Annotated in this window: 15 protein-coding genes; 6 read left to right on the top strand and 9 right to left on the bottom strand. The window is 73.6% G+C overall.

Translation table 11 applies throughout. From position 1 onward, the window contains the following. Window positions 1-71: 71 nt before the first annotated feature. Entirely contained in the window at window positions 72-830 is a 759-nt protein-coding gene (locus AB0946_RS15335; protein WP_366761065.1) for an IclR family transcriptional regulator C-terminal domain-containing protein, read from the bottom strand. Between the two features lie 87 nt (window positions 831-917). Between AB0946_RS15335 and AB0946_RS15330 the strand changes: the two genes are divergently transcribed. The 4 genes from AB0946_RS15330 to AB0946_RS15315 all read left to right on the top strand — a co-directional run bounded on the left by AB0946_RS15330 (window position 918) and on the right by AB0946_RS15315 (window position 4,743). Beyond that, window positions 918-1,400, top strand: coding sequence for a hypothetical protein (locus AB0946_RS15330; RefSeq protein ID WP_366761064.1), 483 nt, complete (start codon window positions 918-920; stop codon window positions 1,398-1,400). A 96-nt stretch (window positions 1,401-1,496) separates the two neighbouring features. Then, complete coding sequence (locus AB0946_RS15325; protein WP_366761063.1) at window positions 1,497-1,877, top strand: hypothetical protein; 381 nt, start codon at window positions 1,497-1,499, stop codon at window positions 1,875-1,877. Further along, window positions 1,874-2,341, top strand: coding sequence for a peroxiredoxin (locus tag AB0946_RS15320; RefSeq protein WP_366761062.1), 468 nt, complete (start codon window positions 1,874-1,876; stop codon window positions 2,339-2,341). The genes AB0946_RS15325 and AB0946_RS15320 overlap by 4 nt, the downstream gene beginning before the upstream one ends. Window positions 2,342-2,412: 71 nt before the next feature. Beyond that, entirely contained in the window at window positions 2,413-4,743 is a 2,331-nt protein-coding gene (locus AB0946_RS15315) for a SpoIIE family protein phosphatase (RefSeq protein ID WP_366761060.1), read from the top strand. Here AB0946_RS15315 and AB0946_RS15310 read toward each other — a convergent pair whose 3' ends face one another. The 3 genes from AB0946_RS15310 to AB0946_RS15300 form a co-directional block, all read right to left on the bottom strand. Continuing rightward, window positions 4,744-5,178, bottom strand: coding sequence for a cupin domain-containing protein (locus AB0946_RS15310; protein ID WP_366761059.1), 435 nt, complete (start codon window positions 5,176-5,178; stop codon window positions 4,744-4,746). A 143-nt stretch (window positions 5,179-5,321) separates the two neighbouring features. Further along, window positions 5,322-5,930 (bottom strand): DNA polymerase ligase N-terminal domain-containing protein, encoded by a 609-nt coding sequence (locus AB0946_RS15305; protein WP_366761058.1) that lies wholly within the window; start codon window positions 5,928-5,930, stop codon window positions 5,322-5,324. Between the two features lie 68 nt (window positions 5,931-5,998). Then, window positions 5,999-6,862 carry an oxidoreductase gene (locus AB0946_RS15300; protein ID WP_366761057.1) on the bottom strand — a complete coding sequence of 288 codons (864 nt, stop codon included), beginning with the start codon at window positions 6,860-6,862 and terminating at the stop codon, window positions 5,999-6,001. Window positions 6,863-7,012: 150 nt separating this feature from the next. Here AB0946_RS15300 and AB0946_RS15295 point away from each other — a divergent pair, with 150 nt between their 5' ends. Then, window positions 7,013-7,891, top strand: a complete 879-nt coding sequence (locus tag AB0946_RS15295) for a helix-turn-helix transcriptional regulator (RefSeq protein ID WP_366761056.1) — start codon at window positions 7,013-7,015, stop codon at window positions 7,889-7,891. Between the two features lie 19 nt (window positions 7,892-7,910). Here AB0946_RS15295 and AB0946_RS15290 read toward each other — a convergent pair whose 3' ends face one another. Then, window positions 7,911-8,741, bottom strand: a complete 831-nt coding sequence (locus tag AB0946_RS15290; protein WP_366761055.1) for an aldo/keto reductase — start codon at window positions 8,739-8,741, stop codon at window positions 7,911-7,913. A gap of 102 nt (window positions 8,742-8,843) precedes the next feature. On the opposite strand from AB0946_RS15290, the gene AB0946_RS15285 reads away from it, so the two are divergent. Then, window positions 8,844-9,908, top strand: coding sequence for a LacI family DNA-binding transcriptional regulator (locus AB0946_RS15285; RefSeq protein WP_366761103.1), 1,065 nt, complete (start codon window positions 8,844-8,846; stop codon window positions 9,906-9,908). Here the strand turns inward: AB0946_RS15285 and AB0946_RS15280 are convergent. The 4 genes from AB0946_RS15280 to AB0946_RS15265 are packed head-to-tail and all read right to left on the bottom strand — an operon-like array spanning window position 9,871 to window position 14,490. Continuing rightward, window positions 9,871-11,268, bottom strand: a complete 1,398-nt coding sequence (locus tag AB0946_RS15280; protein WP_366761054.1) for a glycoside hydrolase family 32 protein — start codon at window positions 11,266-11,268, stop codon at window positions 9,871-9,873. The two genes, AB0946_RS15285 and AB0946_RS15280, sit on opposite strands and share 38 nt — an antisense overlap. Next, window positions 11,265-12,119 (bottom strand): carbohydrate ABC transporter permease, encoded by an 855-nt coding sequence (locus AB0946_RS15275; protein WP_366761052.1) that lies wholly within the window; start codon window positions 12,117-12,119, stop codon window positions 11,265-11,267. The genes AB0946_RS15280 and AB0946_RS15275 overlap by 4 nt, the downstream gene beginning before the upstream one ends. A 14-nt stretch (window positions 12,120-12,133) precedes the next feature. Beyond that, the gene (locus tag AB0946_RS15270) at window positions 12,134-13,084 is read right to left on the bottom strand and encodes a sugar ABC transporter permease (RefSeq protein WP_366761051.1); all 951 of its coding nucleotides are present in this window, start codon (window positions 13,082-13,084) and stop codon (window positions 12,134-12,136) included. Further along, complete coding sequence (locus tag AB0946_RS15265; protein ID WP_366761050.1) at window positions 13,081-14,490, bottom strand: extracellular solute-binding protein; 1,410 nt, start codon at window positions 14,488-14,490, stop codon at window positions 13,081-13,083. The genes AB0946_RS15270 and AB0946_RS15265 overlap by 4 nt, the downstream gene beginning before the upstream one ends. Window positions 14,491-14,639 lie beyond the last annotated feature (149 nt).

The raw sequence follows: 14,639 nt of genomic DNA, 5'->3' as shown, positions 1-14,639 counted from the left end.
GGGTGCACACCCGCAATGTCGCTTTCATCCAGCAAACGGGGCGGGAGGGGGCGGCCACAAGGAGCGGATTTTCAGATAGTGAGCGAGAGCCCTCTGGTCACCCGGCCGGCGATGGAGAAGAGCCGGATCCCGATCTCCCGGAGCCGGTCCTGTCGCTCCACCGGCAGGGAGACGCCGAGTGAGCCGAGGGTGGTGCCGCGATAGACGGGCACGGCGACGCAGACGGTGCCGAGCGCGTACTCCTCCAGGTCCGTCACGGCCGGTGCCATCGGGGGCGACTCGATCCTGCGGAGCAGCTCCGGGAGGCTCGTGACCGTGCGGGGCGTGAGGTCGGCGAGGTGGTGCCTGGACAGGTAGTCCCGGCGGGCCTCCTCGTCCAGCTCGCGCAGCACGGACTTGCCCAGCGCGGTGGCGTGGCCGGCGTCCTCGAACCCCACCCAGAGGTCCACCCGGGGCGCACGGGGACCGTCGACGATCTCGGCCACCCTGATCTCGCCGTCCTCGTAGAACGTGAGGTAGGCGGGCGTGGACAGCTCGTCCCGCAGGGCCGCCAGCGCCGGGCGCACGCGGCTGAGCAGCGACTGGGCGCCGCCCGCCGCGTGCAGCGAGTCCAGCCGGTCGCCGAGGACGAACCCGCCGTCGTCCAGTTTCCGCACGTATCCGTCGTGCAGCAGGGTGCGCAGCAGGTGGTAGGCGGTGGCCAGGGGCAGCCCCGTCTCGCGCGCCAGCTGCTTCGCCGGTGCGCCGTTCTCGTGCGCGCTCACCGCCTCCAGCAGCCGGAAGGCCCGCTGTACGGAGCCGATCAGGGTGGGACCGTCCTGAGCACCCATAGCTACCAGGCTGCCCCGGGCGCCTGATCCGGGCAAGGCCGGCATCAGGAGGGGGTGGCGGCCGGGGCCCCGACCATCGGCGCCCTCATGACCGCCGACCACGCGGGCGGGATCCTCTCCGCCTGCGTCGCCCAGTGGCTGGTGGAACCCGTCGGCCGGCGCGCCGCCCCCGGGGTCTGCGACGTACCGCTGCCCCACGTCCCGGGCCTGCTCAAGGCGATGCCGGAGTCGCCGAACTTCTTCCTGGTCGCCAAGGGGTCGCCCGCTACGGGGCCGAACGCCCCGCCCAGCCCGGTGCGCTCGCCGTGTCCGGCGTGTTCCGGCTCAGCGTGCGCATGCCGCAGCCGGGCCCTCGCCGTCGGCCGGACCTCCGGCTTGGGCCGCTTCGGCGCCGTCGTCGGCCCCTGGCCCGGCGGGCAGCTGCTCGCCACGGGCAACGGCGACCGGGGCTTCATGGCCTTCGCCCTGGCCGGGGTGTCGTCCCTGGTGTTCATCGGCATCGCCGCCCTGCGTCCGGCGCGGCGCCCCGAGCCCGGCGAGGCCGGACGGAAGCCGGTCACCAGCGGCTGAGACTCCGTACCTGGCGCCGCCCCGAGCCGGGCGGAACGGCCACCCCCGCGCCTACCGTCCAGTAATATCCGGCGGCAGGACACCGAAGGAGGAACCGTGCCCCGGTCCCCACGCTCACCCCTGCTGCTCGCCGGTCTGCTGGCGGCCGCCGGAGTGGCCCATTTCGCCGTTCCGCGTCAGTTCGACGCGACCGTGCCCCGCGCGCTGCCGGGCCCGCCCAGGGCCTGGACGTACGGGAGCGGGGTCGTCGAGCTGGCCCTCGCGGCCGGGGTCGCGGCGCCCCGCACCCGCGCGTTCGCCGCGAAGGCGTCGGCCGCCTTCTTCGTCGGCGTGTTCCCGGCCAACGTCCAGATGGCCGTCGACTGGCGCGACCGGCCCGCGCCGCTCAGGGCGGCGGCCCTCGCCCGGCTGCCCCTCCAGGTGCCGCTGGTGCTGTGGGCGCGCGGGGTCGCCCGGAACGGGAAGGGGCGGTCATGACCGGGCGCGTCGGGATCGGGACCAAGGCCGAGGACTTCGCCCTGCCGGACGAGACCGGCACCACCCGCCGGCTCACCGAGCTGCTGGCGGCCGGACCGGTCGTCCTCTTCTTCTACCCCGCCGCCCTCACCCCCGCCTGCACCGCCGAAGCCTGCCACTTCCGCGACCTCGCCGCCGAGTTCGCAGCCGTCGGCGCCCGGCCCGTCGGGATCAGCGGGGACACCGTCGACAAGCAGCAGGAGTTCACCGGCCGGCACCGTCTCGGCATGACACTCCTCTCCGACGCCGACGGCACGGTCCGCGAGCGGTTCGGCGTCAGACGCGGCTTCTCCCTGGCGCCGACCAAACGGGTCACCTTCGTGATCGCCCAGGACCGTACCGTCCTGGAGGTCGTCCGCAGCGAACTGCGCATGAACACCCACGCCGACCGGGCCCTCGCCGCCCTCCGCGCCCACCAGGGCTGAAGCGGACACCGGGGGCGAAGCGGACACCCCGCCGCTTGATGGACCGGGACAATCGGATCATCCTGGGGCATATGAAAGATGTCGCCGCCGTGGCGGTCATCGACGCGCACGGCACGGTGACCGGGTGGACCGAGGGCGCGCGGCTGCTCACCGGCCATCCGGCCGACGAGGTCGTGGGCCGGCAGGCCACGGACCTGCTGGCCGAGGACCTCCCCGGCGGCATCCTGACCGCCCGCGCCGGCCCGGTCGCCGTGCGCCACCGCGACGGCCACCGCCTGGTGCTGCCCCTCACCGTCTGCCCGCTCGCCGGCGCCGCCGGACAGCCCGCCGGCTACGTCGTCACGGCCCTGCCTCACGGCACCACCCTGGCCGCGCAGGCCTTCGAGCAGGCGTCCATGTCGATGTCGGTCTTCGACCTCCGCCAGCGCTACCTGCGCGTCAACGCCGCCGCCTGCCACGTCATGGGCGTTTCCGAGGAAGCGCTGCTCGGCCGGTCCTTCCCCGACACCGTCGCGGACACCGAGCACAGCCGCGGCTTCCTCGCCCGTCTGCGCGAGGTCGCCGAGACCGGCCGCCCGGTGCGCTACGAGAGCTACACCGGCGCCCCCGCCCTCGACCAGGAACAGGCCTGGAGCATCGAGATGTGGCCGCTGCGCGACGCCTCCGGCGAACCGGCCGCGGTCGCGCTCGCCGCGTCCGACAGCAGCGAGCAGTACTGGGCCCGGCGCCGCCTCGCCCTGCTGAACGAGGCCGCGACCTGCGTCGGCACCACCCTGGACGTGATCGGCACCGCCGAGGAGATGATCGCCGTGCTGGTCCCGCAGTACGCGGACTTCGCCAGCGTCGACCTGCTCGACTGGGTGCTCGGCGCCGAGGAACCGCCGACGCCGCCGGACGGCGGAGTCGTCCTGCGCCGCGTCGCCCACGGCTCCACCCGTCCCGGCAACCCCGCGGCGGCGCTGCACCTCGGTGAGACCGACGTCTACCAGCCGACCTCCCCGCCCGCCCGCGCGCTGCTCCAGGGCCGCGCGGTGCTCAGCCAGGCGGGCGAGCCCGGGTTCGTCCACTGGCTGGCGGAACGCAACGCGCGCTCACCCGGGGGCCGCCCGTTCCGGCAGGGCGCCCACTCCATGATCGCGGTACCGCTGCGGGCCCGCGGCACCACCCTGGGCGTCGCGGTCTTCGTCCGCATGCGCCACCCCGACGACTACGGGCCCGACGACGCCGTCTTCGCGGAGGAACTCGCCAGCCGCGCCGCCGTCTGCATCGACAACGCCCGCCGCTTCACCCGCGAACGCGCCACGGCCCTCACCCTCCAGCACAGCCTGCTCCCGCGCGGCCTGCCCGGACAGGCCGCGGTCGACGTCGCCCACCGCTACCTGCCCAGCGGATCCCTGGCCGGCATCGGCGGCGACTGGTTCGACGTCATCCCGCTCTCCGGAGGAAGGGTCGGCCTGGTCGTGGGTGACGTGGTCGGCCACGGCATCCAGTCCTCCGCCACCATGGGCCGGCTGCGCACGGCCGTGCGCACCCTCGCCGACGTCGACCTGCCGCCCGACGAACTCCTCACCCACCTGGACGACCTGGTCACCCACCTCGCCGCCGACGGCAGCGGGGAGGAGGTCGCCGAACTCGGCGCGACCTGCCTGTACGCCGTCTACGACCCGGTCTCCCGCTGTCTCTCCCTGGCCGCCGCCGGCCACCCCGCCCCGGCCGTCGTCCTGCCCGGCGGCACCGCGCAGTTCCTCCCGGTCGCCGCCGGGCCACCGCTCGGCGTCGGCGGACTGCCGTTCGAGGCGACGGAACGGGAACTGCCCGAGGGCTCGGTCGTCGCCCTCTACACCGACGGCCTGATCGAGGACCGCGACCGGGACCTGGACGGCGCCACCGAGGAACTGCGCCGCGCCCTCACCGCACCCGCCGCCTCCCTCGAAGCCCTCGCCGACGACGTCCTGAAAGCCGTCCTGCCCGATCAGCCCGGCGACGACGTCGCCCTGCTCCTCGTGCGCACCCGTGCCCTGGGCACCGACCGGGTCGCCACCTGGGACGTGCCGCCCGACCCCGCCCAGGTCGCCGTCCTGCGGCAGGCCGCGACCGAGCAACTGACCGCCTGGGGGCTCGCCGAGACCGCCTTCGTCACCGAACTCGTCGTCAGCGAACTCGTCACCAACGCCATCCGCTACGGCGAACCGCCCATCCGGCTGCGCCTGATCCGTGACCGCGCCCTCATCTGCGAGGTCTCCGACGCCAGTTCCACCTCCCCGCACCTGCGCCGGGCGCACGCCTACGACGAGGGGGGCCGGGGACTGCTGCTCGTCGCCCAGCTCACCCAGCGCTGGGGCAGCCGGCAGACCGTCGCGGGCAAGACCATCTGGGCCGAACAGGCGCTGCCCGACGACTGATCACTGGAACGCGCAGCCCGGGTTCGGCGCGTCCTCGGAGAACGGCGAGCCGTGCGGCAGCACGTACAGCACCTCCAGGACGAGCGGCGTGTCGCCCAGGTTGCGGCCGATGTGGACGTGGTCGCTCCCGGACGGCTCCCGGATCGCCGCGCCCGTCCGGTACACGCCGTCCGAGGCGCACGTGGCGTCGAAGTGGCTGAGCGTCCCCTCCTTCACGACGCCGTACAGCGGACCGTCGTGGTAATGCCAGCCGGTGCTCTGGCCGGGCGGGACCGTGATCTCCCGCACGGTGTAGTCGGTGCCGCCGACGGTGGTCTGCGCGAGGATCCGGGCCGTCACCCCGGGGCCGGCCGGGGTCGCCCCGGCGGGGCCGCAGAGGGTGAGGGCGGCGGCGGTCACCACGCCGACGACGGCGGTACGGAGTGCGGTGCGCATGCGGGGCCTCCAGGGGCGCGAGCGGACACCGCCCGAACTTAGAGGCCCCGAAGGCGGGTTGGGGCCGGAACCCGGTGATCCGGATCCCGGCGCCCGCGGGCCGCGCCGAAACCGTCACTCCGGACGGCGCGGCTCGGCCGGTCTCACTCTCCGCCGGCGGCGGCGACCTGGGCCAGGGTGCGCCCGCTGCGCACCGAGCGGGCCCGCCGGGGATCGGGGGTGCCGTGCCCGTCCGGCCGCGCCGGCCCCTTGCGCACCAGCAGCCAGGCCTCCTCCCCGTCCCTGCCGCCGCGGAAGCGGGTGAGGGCGTACTCGCCGTGCAGCTTCGCGCCGTGCAGCCGGAAGGTGGCGTGCCCGCGCTCCAGGGACTCGGCGAAGTCCACCGGGCGCCCCCGCCGGTCGTGGCTGAGCGGCTCGTACGTCCCGCGGTCCCACACGATCACGGTGCCGCCGCCGTACTCGCCCTTCGGGATGACGCCCTCGAAGTCCTCGTACTCCAGCGGATGGTCCTCGGTCGGCACCGCCAGCCGCTTGTCCCCGGGGTCGGTGGACGGGCCCTTGGGCACGGACCAGGACTTCAGGACGTCGTCGACCTGGAGCCGGAAGTCGAAGTGCATCCGCCGCGCGTCGTGGATCTGCACCACGAACCGGGGCTCCTCGCCCCGCGTCCGGTCCACCCGCCCCGAGGGCTCACGGGTCCGCTCGAAGTCGCGCTTGCCGCGGTACGTCCGCAACCGGTCCTGTGCCGCCACCTCCGGCCCCTTCCCACGACGCCTTGCACCACACCCCGTGTGCCCCCGGGTACCCCGCCCCCGCGCGGTCAGCCCGCGATGCCGTTCAGCTCGGCCATCGCGTCGTCCGGCAGCACCAGGCCCGCCGCGGCGATGTTCTCCCGCAGGTGGTCGGGGGAGGAGGTGCCGGGGATGAGCGCGATGTTCGGCGAGCGGCGCAGCAGCCAGGCCAGCGCCACCTGCTGCGGTGACGCCCCCAGCCGGGCGGCCACCTTCGCGAGCACGTCCGACTGCAGCGGGGTGAACCCGCCGAGGGGGAAGTACGGGACAAAGGCGATGTTCTCCGCCGCCGTACGTTCCAGCAGCGCGTCGTCCTGCCGGTTCGCCAGGTTGTACAGGTTCTGCACGGTCACCACGGGCGCAATCGCCCGGGCCTCGTCCAGCTGGGCGAGGGACGCGGCGCTCAGCCCCAGGTGCCGGATCAGCCCGCGCTCGCGCAGCTCGGCCAGGGCGCCGAACTGGTCGGCGACCGAGTCCTCGTTCGGTGTGTCCATGTCGCCGAGCCGCAGATTGACCACGTCCAGCGTGTCCACGCCGAGGTTGCGCAGGTTGTCGTACACCTGCGCCTTCAGGTCCTCGGGGTGCCGGGACATGATCCAGCTGCCGTCGGCTCCCCGCCGGGCCCCGACCTTGGTGACCACGCGCAGATCGTCCGGGTAGGGGTGCAGGGCCTCCTTGATGATCTGGTTGACGACGACGGGCCCGTAGAAGTCGGCCGTGTCGATGTGGGTGATGCCCGCCTCCACCACCGCGCGCAGTACCGCCACCGCCCGGTCACGGTCCCGCGGCGGGCCGAAGACGTGCGGTCCGGCCAGCTGCATGGCGCCGTACCCGACGCGGGTCAGGGTCAGGCCGTCGGCCGGGGTGACGGTGCCACCGAGCTGTGCAGTCATGTCGTACCTCTCCAGGTGTTCCGGCCACCGGACGTTCCCGGTGGCCTCGCGATCCACCCTCCGCCCGGTCCGCGCGGTACGGCAGTGCCCCCGCGATCCTGGGAGTGACAGGGCCAGTCACCGGCGCCCGGCCGGCCGTACGGTGGGGGCGTGGACGGATCGAACGCGCTCGGTGAGTTCCTGCGCGCCCGCCGGGCGCTGGTACGGCCCCAGGACGTGGGGCTGCCCGGTGGCGGCCTGCGCCGGGTGCCGGGGCTGCGCCGCGAGGAGGTGGCGATGCTGGCCGGCATCAGCTCCGACTACTACCTGCGGCTGGAGCAGGGCCGCGACCGCAACCCCTCCGTGCAGGTGCTGGAGGCCATCGCCCGGGTGCTGCGACTGGACACGGACGCCACCGCCCACCTCGTCGGGCTCGCCCAGGAGCGGCCCGGGCCCGGCCCGCGCCCCGGGCGGCGGGCGCAGCAGGTCCCGGCGAGCCTGCTCCAGCTCATCGACGGCTGGCCGCGCAACCCCGCCTACCTCCAGAACCGCTACACCGACTGCCTGGCCGCCAACGCCCTGGCCACCGCGCTCACCCCGAACTACGCGCCCGGCGTCAATCTGCTGAGGGCCGTGTTCCTCGACCCCGCCGAGCGTGCCCTGCGCCGGGACTGGACGGACCTCACCGCGGAAGGCGTGGCCGCCCTGCGGTCCGAGGCCGGGACCGACCCGGACGACCCCCGGCTGCGCGACCTGGTCGGCGAGCTGTCCCTGCGCAGCGAACGCTTCCGCACCCTGTGGGCCCGCCACGAGGTCCGTCCCCGGCGCGGCCGGGTGAGCCACCTCAGCCATCCCCAGGTCGGCGACCTCGACCTGCACTCCCACAAGCTGTCCGTGGACGGCACCGACGGACTCACCCTGGTCGTCTTCCACGCCGAACCCGGCAGCCGCAGCGCCGAACTGCTGGACATCCTCGGCAGCCTCGCCGCTCCGGGGCGGACGAGCGCGCACGGCGCGGAACGCAAGGAGGAGCAGACCGAGGAGCCGTAGCCCCGGGCTCCCCGTGGGCTCAGAACTCCTCGTGCGTCTCGGGATCCCCGCCGAGCCGGCGCGGGGAGCGGCGGGCGACGGCCGCCATCTGGTCCTCGTCCAGCTCGAAGCCGAACACGTCCAGGTTGGCGCGCTGCCGTGCGGGGTCCGCCGACTTCGGGACCGGCAGCGCGCCGAGCTGCACGTGCCAGCGCAGCAGCACCTGTGCGGGCGTGACCCCGTGCGCCCGCGCGATCCCGGCGACCGCCGGATCGTCCAGCAGATCGCTGCCCCGGCCCAGCGGGCTCCAGCTCTCGGTGGCGATGCCCTTCTCCGTGTGGAAGGCGCGCAGCTGCTCCTGCGGGAACAGCGGGTGCAGCTCGATCTGGTTCACCGACGGCAGCACCCCGGTCTCCTTCTCCAGCCGGGTGATGTGCTCCGGCGTGAAGTTGGAGACGCCGATCGAGCGGACCAGACCGTCCTCACGCAGCCGGATCATCGCCTTCCACGCGTCGACGTACTTGTCCACCCGCGGGTTCGGCCAGTGGATCAGATACAGGTCCACGTACTCCAGGCCGAGCCGCCGCCGGGACTCCTCGAAGGACGCGAGGGTCTCCTCGTACCCGTGGTGCCGGCCCGGCAGCTTGGTCGTCACCACCACCTCCTCGCGGGGCACCCCGCTGCCCGCCACGCCCCGGCCGACGCCGGTCTCGTTGCGGTAGTTCGTCGCGGTGTCGACCAGCCGGTAGCCCGCCTCCAGCGCCGTGCGCACGGCCCGCTCGGCCTGCGTGTCGTCCAGGGGCCAGGTGCCGAGGCCGATGGCGGGGATCGTCGTACCGTCGTTGAGCGTGTACAGCGGAACACCGTTCACGATGAGACCTTCCCTCGATCGTCTGCTCTGTGTCTGTCTCCAGCCTCACGGATAGGGTGAGCGGTGATCAACCGGGCGGGTGGGAAGAGGGCGGCGGACGGCATGGGCGGCGGCGCGGACAGGAACGGCGTGGGCGGCGGGCGGCCCACCTCACGGGACGTCGCCCGGCTCGCCGGCGTCTCGCACACCGCCGTCTCCTTCGTCTTCAACGGCCGCGCCGAGGGCAACCTCTCACCCGCCACCCAGGAACGCATCCGGCAGGCCGCCGCCCGGCTCGGCTACCGGCCCGACCCGGTCGCCCGCGGTCTGCGCCGCCGCCGTACGGCCGTGATCGGCCTGGTCACCGACGAGATCGCCACGTCCCCGTTCGCCGGGCGGCTGCTGCGCGGGGCCATGGAGACCGCCTGGGACAGCGACCACCTCGTCCTCACCGTGGACTCCGGCGGCGACCCCGCCAAGGAGGACGCGGCCGTCGCGGAACTCCTCGACCGGCGCGTGGACGGCATCATCTACGCCGCGATGTCCCTGCGTCGGGTCCGCGTCCCCGAGGGCCTGCACCGCACCCACTCCGTGCTCGCCAACTGCCTGCCCGAGGACGGCTCGCTGCCCGCCGTCGTCCCCGCCGAACGGGCCGGCGGCCGGACCGCTGCACGCCTGCTGCTGGAGGCCGGGCACCGCAGGGTGGCCCTGGTCGGCGGGCAGGACGACATCGCCTCGGTGGAACGGCTGCGCGGCTTCCGGGACGCACTGCGCGCCGAGGGCATCACCGTGCCCAGGGAGTGGGTCGTGCGCACCGGCGGCGAGATCACCAGCGGCCACGAGGGAGCCACCCGGCTGCTCGCGGGCACCGCACCGCACCACCGGCCCACCGGGATCTTCTGCTACAACGACCGGGTCGCGGCGGGCGTGCTGCACGCCGCGACCCGGCTCGGGATCGCCGTGCCCGGCGAGCTGTCGGTGGTCGGCTACGACGACCAGGAGCACATGGCCGCCTTCCTCACCCCGGCCCTCACCACCGTCGCGCTGCCGCACCGGGCGATGGGCGAGGCCGCGGCCCGGCTGCTGCTCGACGCCATCGACACCGGCCGGACCCCGCCCGCCACCGTGCGGCGGCTGGCCTGTCCCGTGGTCAGCCGCGCCTCGGTGGGACCTGCTCCCACGCGCTGACCCCGGCGTCGCCCTCGACCAGCAGTTCGGCGGCGTCGCCCGGCCGGCGGTAGACCCGTTCGGTCACCGTCGCCCGGTCCGCCACGAACAGTTCGAGCAGCGAGCCGTCGGCGAGGACGCGCACGGGGAGGTCCGGCCCCGGCGGCACCGCCACCGTCACCGGTTCCGCTCCCCCGGCACCCTCGCGGGGCCACCCGGAGCGGTCCAGGACGGCGGTGCCGGCGTCCGGGTCCAGCCGGAGCGTCAGCGCCCGGTCCGCCGACCGCAGCAGGGTGACGGTGGTGACGCCGTGCGCCGTCACCGTCAGGTCGTACGCCGGCGGAAGCGGCACCGCCCGGCCCGGCCCGGTAGCGAACGGGGCGCCGGCGCGCAGGAGTTCCAGCTCCGGGGCCGGTGCGACCCGCAGGGTGCCGTCGGGGCCGGCGTCGACGACCCGGGGAGCGGTGAGCGTGCCCGCCCAGCCGGCCGCCAGCACCGCCGTCTCGTCCCGCGCCTCCCAGGACCAGCCCCACATCAGGGCCCGGCCCGGCTCCTGCAGGACGGCGGGGGCGTAGAAGTCCCGTCCGTGGTCGAGCCGGCCGCCGGCGCGGGGCACGAACCGGGGCTGCGCTCCCGGCGTCAGCCGGCCCGTCAGATAGCCGGTGGTCCGGGGGTTGCCGTCCCACAGGGACACCACCAGGACGTGGTCGCCGGCGGACGTCCCGAACAGCTGCGGGCACTCCCAGCCGACCGCCTTGTCGCCGAACGCGCCGGCCGCGACGGGGTCGTGGCCGTCCAGCAGGACACCCGCGAACCGCCAGTCGGTCAGCTCGTCGCAGCCGTACAGCAGCACCGACGCGGTCCCGTCGGCGTGGCCCGCTCCGACCAGGGCCCAGCGGTGGCCGGCGTGCCGGAAGACGAACGGGTCGCGGAACATCACCACGTCGAGCCCCGGGGGCGGCCCCGGGACCACCGGGACGGGCAGCGGCCGCCAGGCCAGCAGCCGGTCGTCGGCCGGGTCGGCCGCGCGCGCCAGACAGATGGTGCCCAGCCCGGTGTGGGCGTGGTCCACACCGGTGTACACCGCCGTGGGCACACCTCCGTCGTCCACCACGCAGCCCGACCAGCAGCCGGCCTCGTCGGGGCCGCCGGGGGTCGGGGTGAGGGCGATCGGGTGGTGCTCCCAGCGGACCAGGTCGGGGCTGGAGGCGTGGCCCCAGTGGATGTCGGCGTGCACCGGGGCGGCCGGGTTGTACTGGTAGAAGAGGTGGTGACGGCCGCGCCAGCGGAAGGGGCCGTTGGGGTCGTTGATCCAGTGGGCGGGCGGGCGGACCCGGAAACGGGGGGCGTCCGGGTCCGGGGCGGGAGCGGCGGGGCTCAACGGTTGACTCCTGCGGAGGTGATGCCCTCGCGGAGAGGGCGCTGGCCGACGACGAACACGGCGACGGCGGGGATCATGGACAGGACGACACCCGCGAGGACCACCGAGACGGAACCGGTGCCGAGGTTGCCCTGGAGGGAGACCAATCCCAGCGGAAGGGTGTAGTTCTGGCCGGAGGTCTCCAGGATCAGCGGGCGGAAGAACTCGTTCCAGTGGTAGTTGAAGGCGAGCACCCCGACGATGGCGAGGCCCGGCCGGGCCAGCGGGGCGTACACGGAACGGAAGATCCGCCAGGGCCCGGCGCCGTCCAGCATCGCCGCCTCGCCCAGGTCCTTCGGCATGCCGAGGAAGTACTGGCGCATCAGGAAGGTGCCGAACGCCGTCGGGAACGCCGGAACGATCAGACCGAGCAGGGTGTCGGTCAGGCCCGTCGACTTGAGCACCAGGAACACCGGGACGATCGTGACCTGCAAGGGGACCATCATGGTCGCCAGGACCAGACCGAACAGCGGCTTCTTGAAACGGAAGTCGAGCCGGGCGAAGGCGTAACCGGCGAGCCCCGCGGTGATCATCTGGCCGACCGCGATCAACGCGGTCACGAGCGTCGAGTTCAGCGCGAGCAGCCACACGTCGATCTGCTCGAACACACCGTGGTAGGCGGCGGCGCTGGGATGCGCGGGAATGATCTGCGGCGGCAGGTCGAACGACTCCGCCGGAGTGCGCAGCGAGGTGGACACGGTCCACACGACCGGCCCGAGGGTCAGCAGCGCGCACACCGTCAGCCCGGCGATCCGCGCCCACGGTCCGAGCGCGTACCGGGCACGGCTGAGGGTCGGAACTGCTTGGCTCATGGGACTCACCCGGCTCACTGGTAGTGGACGAAACGCCGGCTGAGCCGGAACTGGAGGGCGGTGACCGCCATGATCAGCACGAACAGCAGCACGCCCACCGCGGACGCCTCGCCGAACCGCAGCTGCTCGAAGGCCTTCTCGTAGATGACCATCACGACCGTGCGGGTGGAGTCGCCGGGGCCGCCGTCGGTGAGGACGTACGGCTGCTCGAAGACCTGGAGCGCGTTGATGATGCCGACCACCGAGGCCACCAGCAGGGTGGGGGAGAGCAGCGGCAGCGTGATGGCGAGGTGCTTGCGCGGTCCGGTCGCGCCGTCGAGCGCGGCGGCCTCGTGGATCTCCTTGGGGATGTTGTTCAGTCCGCCCACGAACAGCAGGAACGAGAACCCGAACTGCTGCCACACGTAGACGATGACCACCGTGGCCATCGCGCCGTGCTCGGAGGTCAGCCAGGGCACGGGAGCGATCCCGAACAGGCCGATCAGCCAGTTGACCACTCCGAAGTCCTGGTTGAACAGGTACTTCATCACCACCGAGATGGACGCGGCGGACAGCACGAGCGGGAAGAAGAACGCCGAGCGGAACACCGACCGCAGCCACGTGGGCATCCGGCCGTTCAGCGTCAGCGCGAGCGCCAGCGCGATCAGGAGCTGCGCGGCGACCGCGAAGACCATGAAGACCAGGGTGTTGCGGAAGGACACCAGAACGGTCGTGTCGCCGAACACCTCCCGGTAGTTGGCCGTACCGGCGAAACCGGGCGAGTCGATCACGTTCCAGTGGAAGAGGCTCAGCACGGCCGAACCGACGATCGGTACGACCGTGAAGACCACGATCCCGACCACGGTCGGCGCCAGGAACACCGCCGCCAGCAGCCGCGTCCCCCGCTCACGCGCTCCCGGGCGCACGGCCCGCGCGGCCGGGCTCGCGGCCCGCGGCCGCACGGAGGAGATCCGGGTGTCCGTCATACGTCACGCTCCATGGCCTTCTCCAGATCGCCCTGCATCCGGCGCAGCGCCGGCCCGACCGAGCCCGGGCTCGACAGCGCCGTCCCGGTGTGCTTCAGCAGCACCTGGGTCACCTCGGCGACCTGCGGCGGGGCCGGGATGGGCCCGGTGTCGGGGAACCGGTCGAGGGTGTCGTAGAAGACCCGCCAGTGCGCCGGGCCGGTCTCCCGGTAGCGGTCCGCGGTCAGCATCGAACGGCGGGCCGGGGTGGTCTGGTTGGTGGTGAACAGCGTGCTCAGGGTGTCGCGGCGGGCCGAGTACTTGATGAACTCCCAGGCCGCGTCCTGCTTCTTCGAGGTGCGCAGCAGCGCGTAGCCGGCCGCGCCGAACTGGTGGCGCTGGGTGTGCCGGCGCGGGAAGTACTGCACGTCGAAGCCGTCGGCGCGCATCCCGGCCAGATGCAGACCGCCCGCCCAGAAGCCGCCGGCCGGGGTGACCCCGACCCGGCCGGTGGAGAACACGCCGATGAGGTTCTGGCCGTTGCCGCCCTCGGGCCGGGTGCACAGCCCGTCGTGGACCAGGGAGGCGAGGTAGTCGTACGCCTCCACCACCCGGTCGTCCGTCACCTGCGGCGTCGTCCAGCGGAAGCCGCCCCCGCGGCCCCGCCGCCGGTCCGCCGGGTAGAAGGCGTCCCAGAGCCAGGAGCCGCCCGGCGCCTTGGACTCGGCGAGCAGGTTGGTGCCGTTCGCGAACAGCCAGGGGACCACCCCGCCCCAGAGCCGGTTGGTCCAGAAGTACGGCGTGAAGTGCGAGTCGCTCGCCTTCTTCATCCGGCGCAGCAGCGCGGTGAAGTCGTCCCGCGTCCAGTCCCCGGCCGGGAACTCGGCGCCGGCCCGCCGCAGCACCCGGGTGTTGAGGTACATGTCGGCGGCGTTGAACTCGATCGGGAGCTGGTAGAGGCTGCCCTCGTACATCATCGACTCCACCAGTGAGGGGTGGACGTCGGCGAAGTACTCCCGCAGTTCGGCCGCGTCCCGCCGCACCCAGCGGTCCAGGGGCACCCCCAGGTGGCGGGCGAACAGCTGCACCCCCTCGGTGGCCACATAGACCAGGTCGGGCGCGGTGCCCGCCGCGATCTGCGTGAGGATCTTGGCGAAGAAGTCCGACCAGTCCACGGCCTGCACCGCGTTGACGCGGACCTTGATGTCGGGGTGCAGCCGGCGGAAGCCGTCGACCAGGGCGCGGACCCCGGCCGGGGAGAACGCGGAACCCAGGGTGGCGACGACCAGCGAGCCGTCGTCGCGGCCCGGGATGTCGGCTCCGGTGAGCCGGTCCCAGCTCGCGGCGGTGCCGGCGAGCGCGGCGGCTCCCGCGCCGTAGGCGCCGTACCGCAGCAGGGCGCGGCGGGAGTAGAGCGAGTCGGTCATCCAAGCGTGCCTAACTCGTGTTAGTCGAGGAGTGATGCCCACGATGATGAAAAGCGCGTCACATCCGTGTCAAGGCGCGGGAACACTTGACCTTTAACGAGTTAGGTCTACAGTCCCTTGAGCCGATGACCCGTCAGGAAGGGGACACC

Source organism: Streptomyces sp. NPDC046870 (genome assembly GCF_040704595.1).
Lineage (GTDB): Bacteria > Actinomycetota > Actinomycetes > Streptomycetales > Streptomycetaceae > Streptomyces > Streptomyces argyrophylli.
The sequence above is the reverse complement of the archived record's forward strand: the minus strand, read 5'-3'. Positions and strand labels throughout refer to the sequence as shown.

Coding starts and splice junctions, on each gene's coding strand:
- AB0946_RS15315 (WP_366761060.1), top strand. CDS start 2,413: ATGAAAGATGTCGCCGCCGTGGCGGTCATCGACGCGCACGGCACGGTG.
- AB0946_RS15270 (WP_366761051.1), bottom strand. CDS start 13,084: ATGACGGACACCCGGATCTCCTCCGTGCGGCCGCGGGCCGCGAGCCCG.
- AB0946_RS15310 (WP_366761059.1), bottom strand. CDS start 5,178: ATGCGCACCGCACTCCGTACCGCCGTCGTCGGCGTGGTGACCGCCGCC.
- AB0946_RS15265 (WP_366761050.1), bottom strand. CDS start 14,490: ATGACCGACTCGCTCTACTCCCGCCGCGCCCTGCTGCGGTACGGCGCC.
- AB0946_RS15330 (WP_366761064.1), top strand. CDS start 918: ATGACCGCCGACCACGCGGGCGGGATCCTCTCCGCCTGCGTCGCCCAG.
- AB0946_RS15285 (WP_366761103.1), top strand. CDS start 8,844: ATGGGCGGCGGCGCGGACAGGAACGGCGTGGGCGGCGGGCGGCCCACC.
- AB0946_RS15320 (WP_366761062.1), top strand. CDS start 1,874: ATGACCGGGCGCGTCGGGATCGGGACCAAGGCCGAGGACTTCGCCCTG.
- AB0946_RS15275 (WP_366761052.1), bottom strand. CDS start 12,119: ATGAGCCAAGCAGTTCCGACCCTCAGCCGTGCCCGGTACGCGCTCGGA.
- AB0946_RS15335 (WP_366761065.1), bottom strand. CDS start 830: ATGGGTGCTCAGGACGGTCCCACCCTGATCGGCTCCGTACAGCGGGCC.
- AB0946_RS15300 (WP_366761057.1), bottom strand. CDS start 6,862: ATGACTGCACAGCTCGGTGGCACCGTCACCCCGGCCGACGGCCTGACC.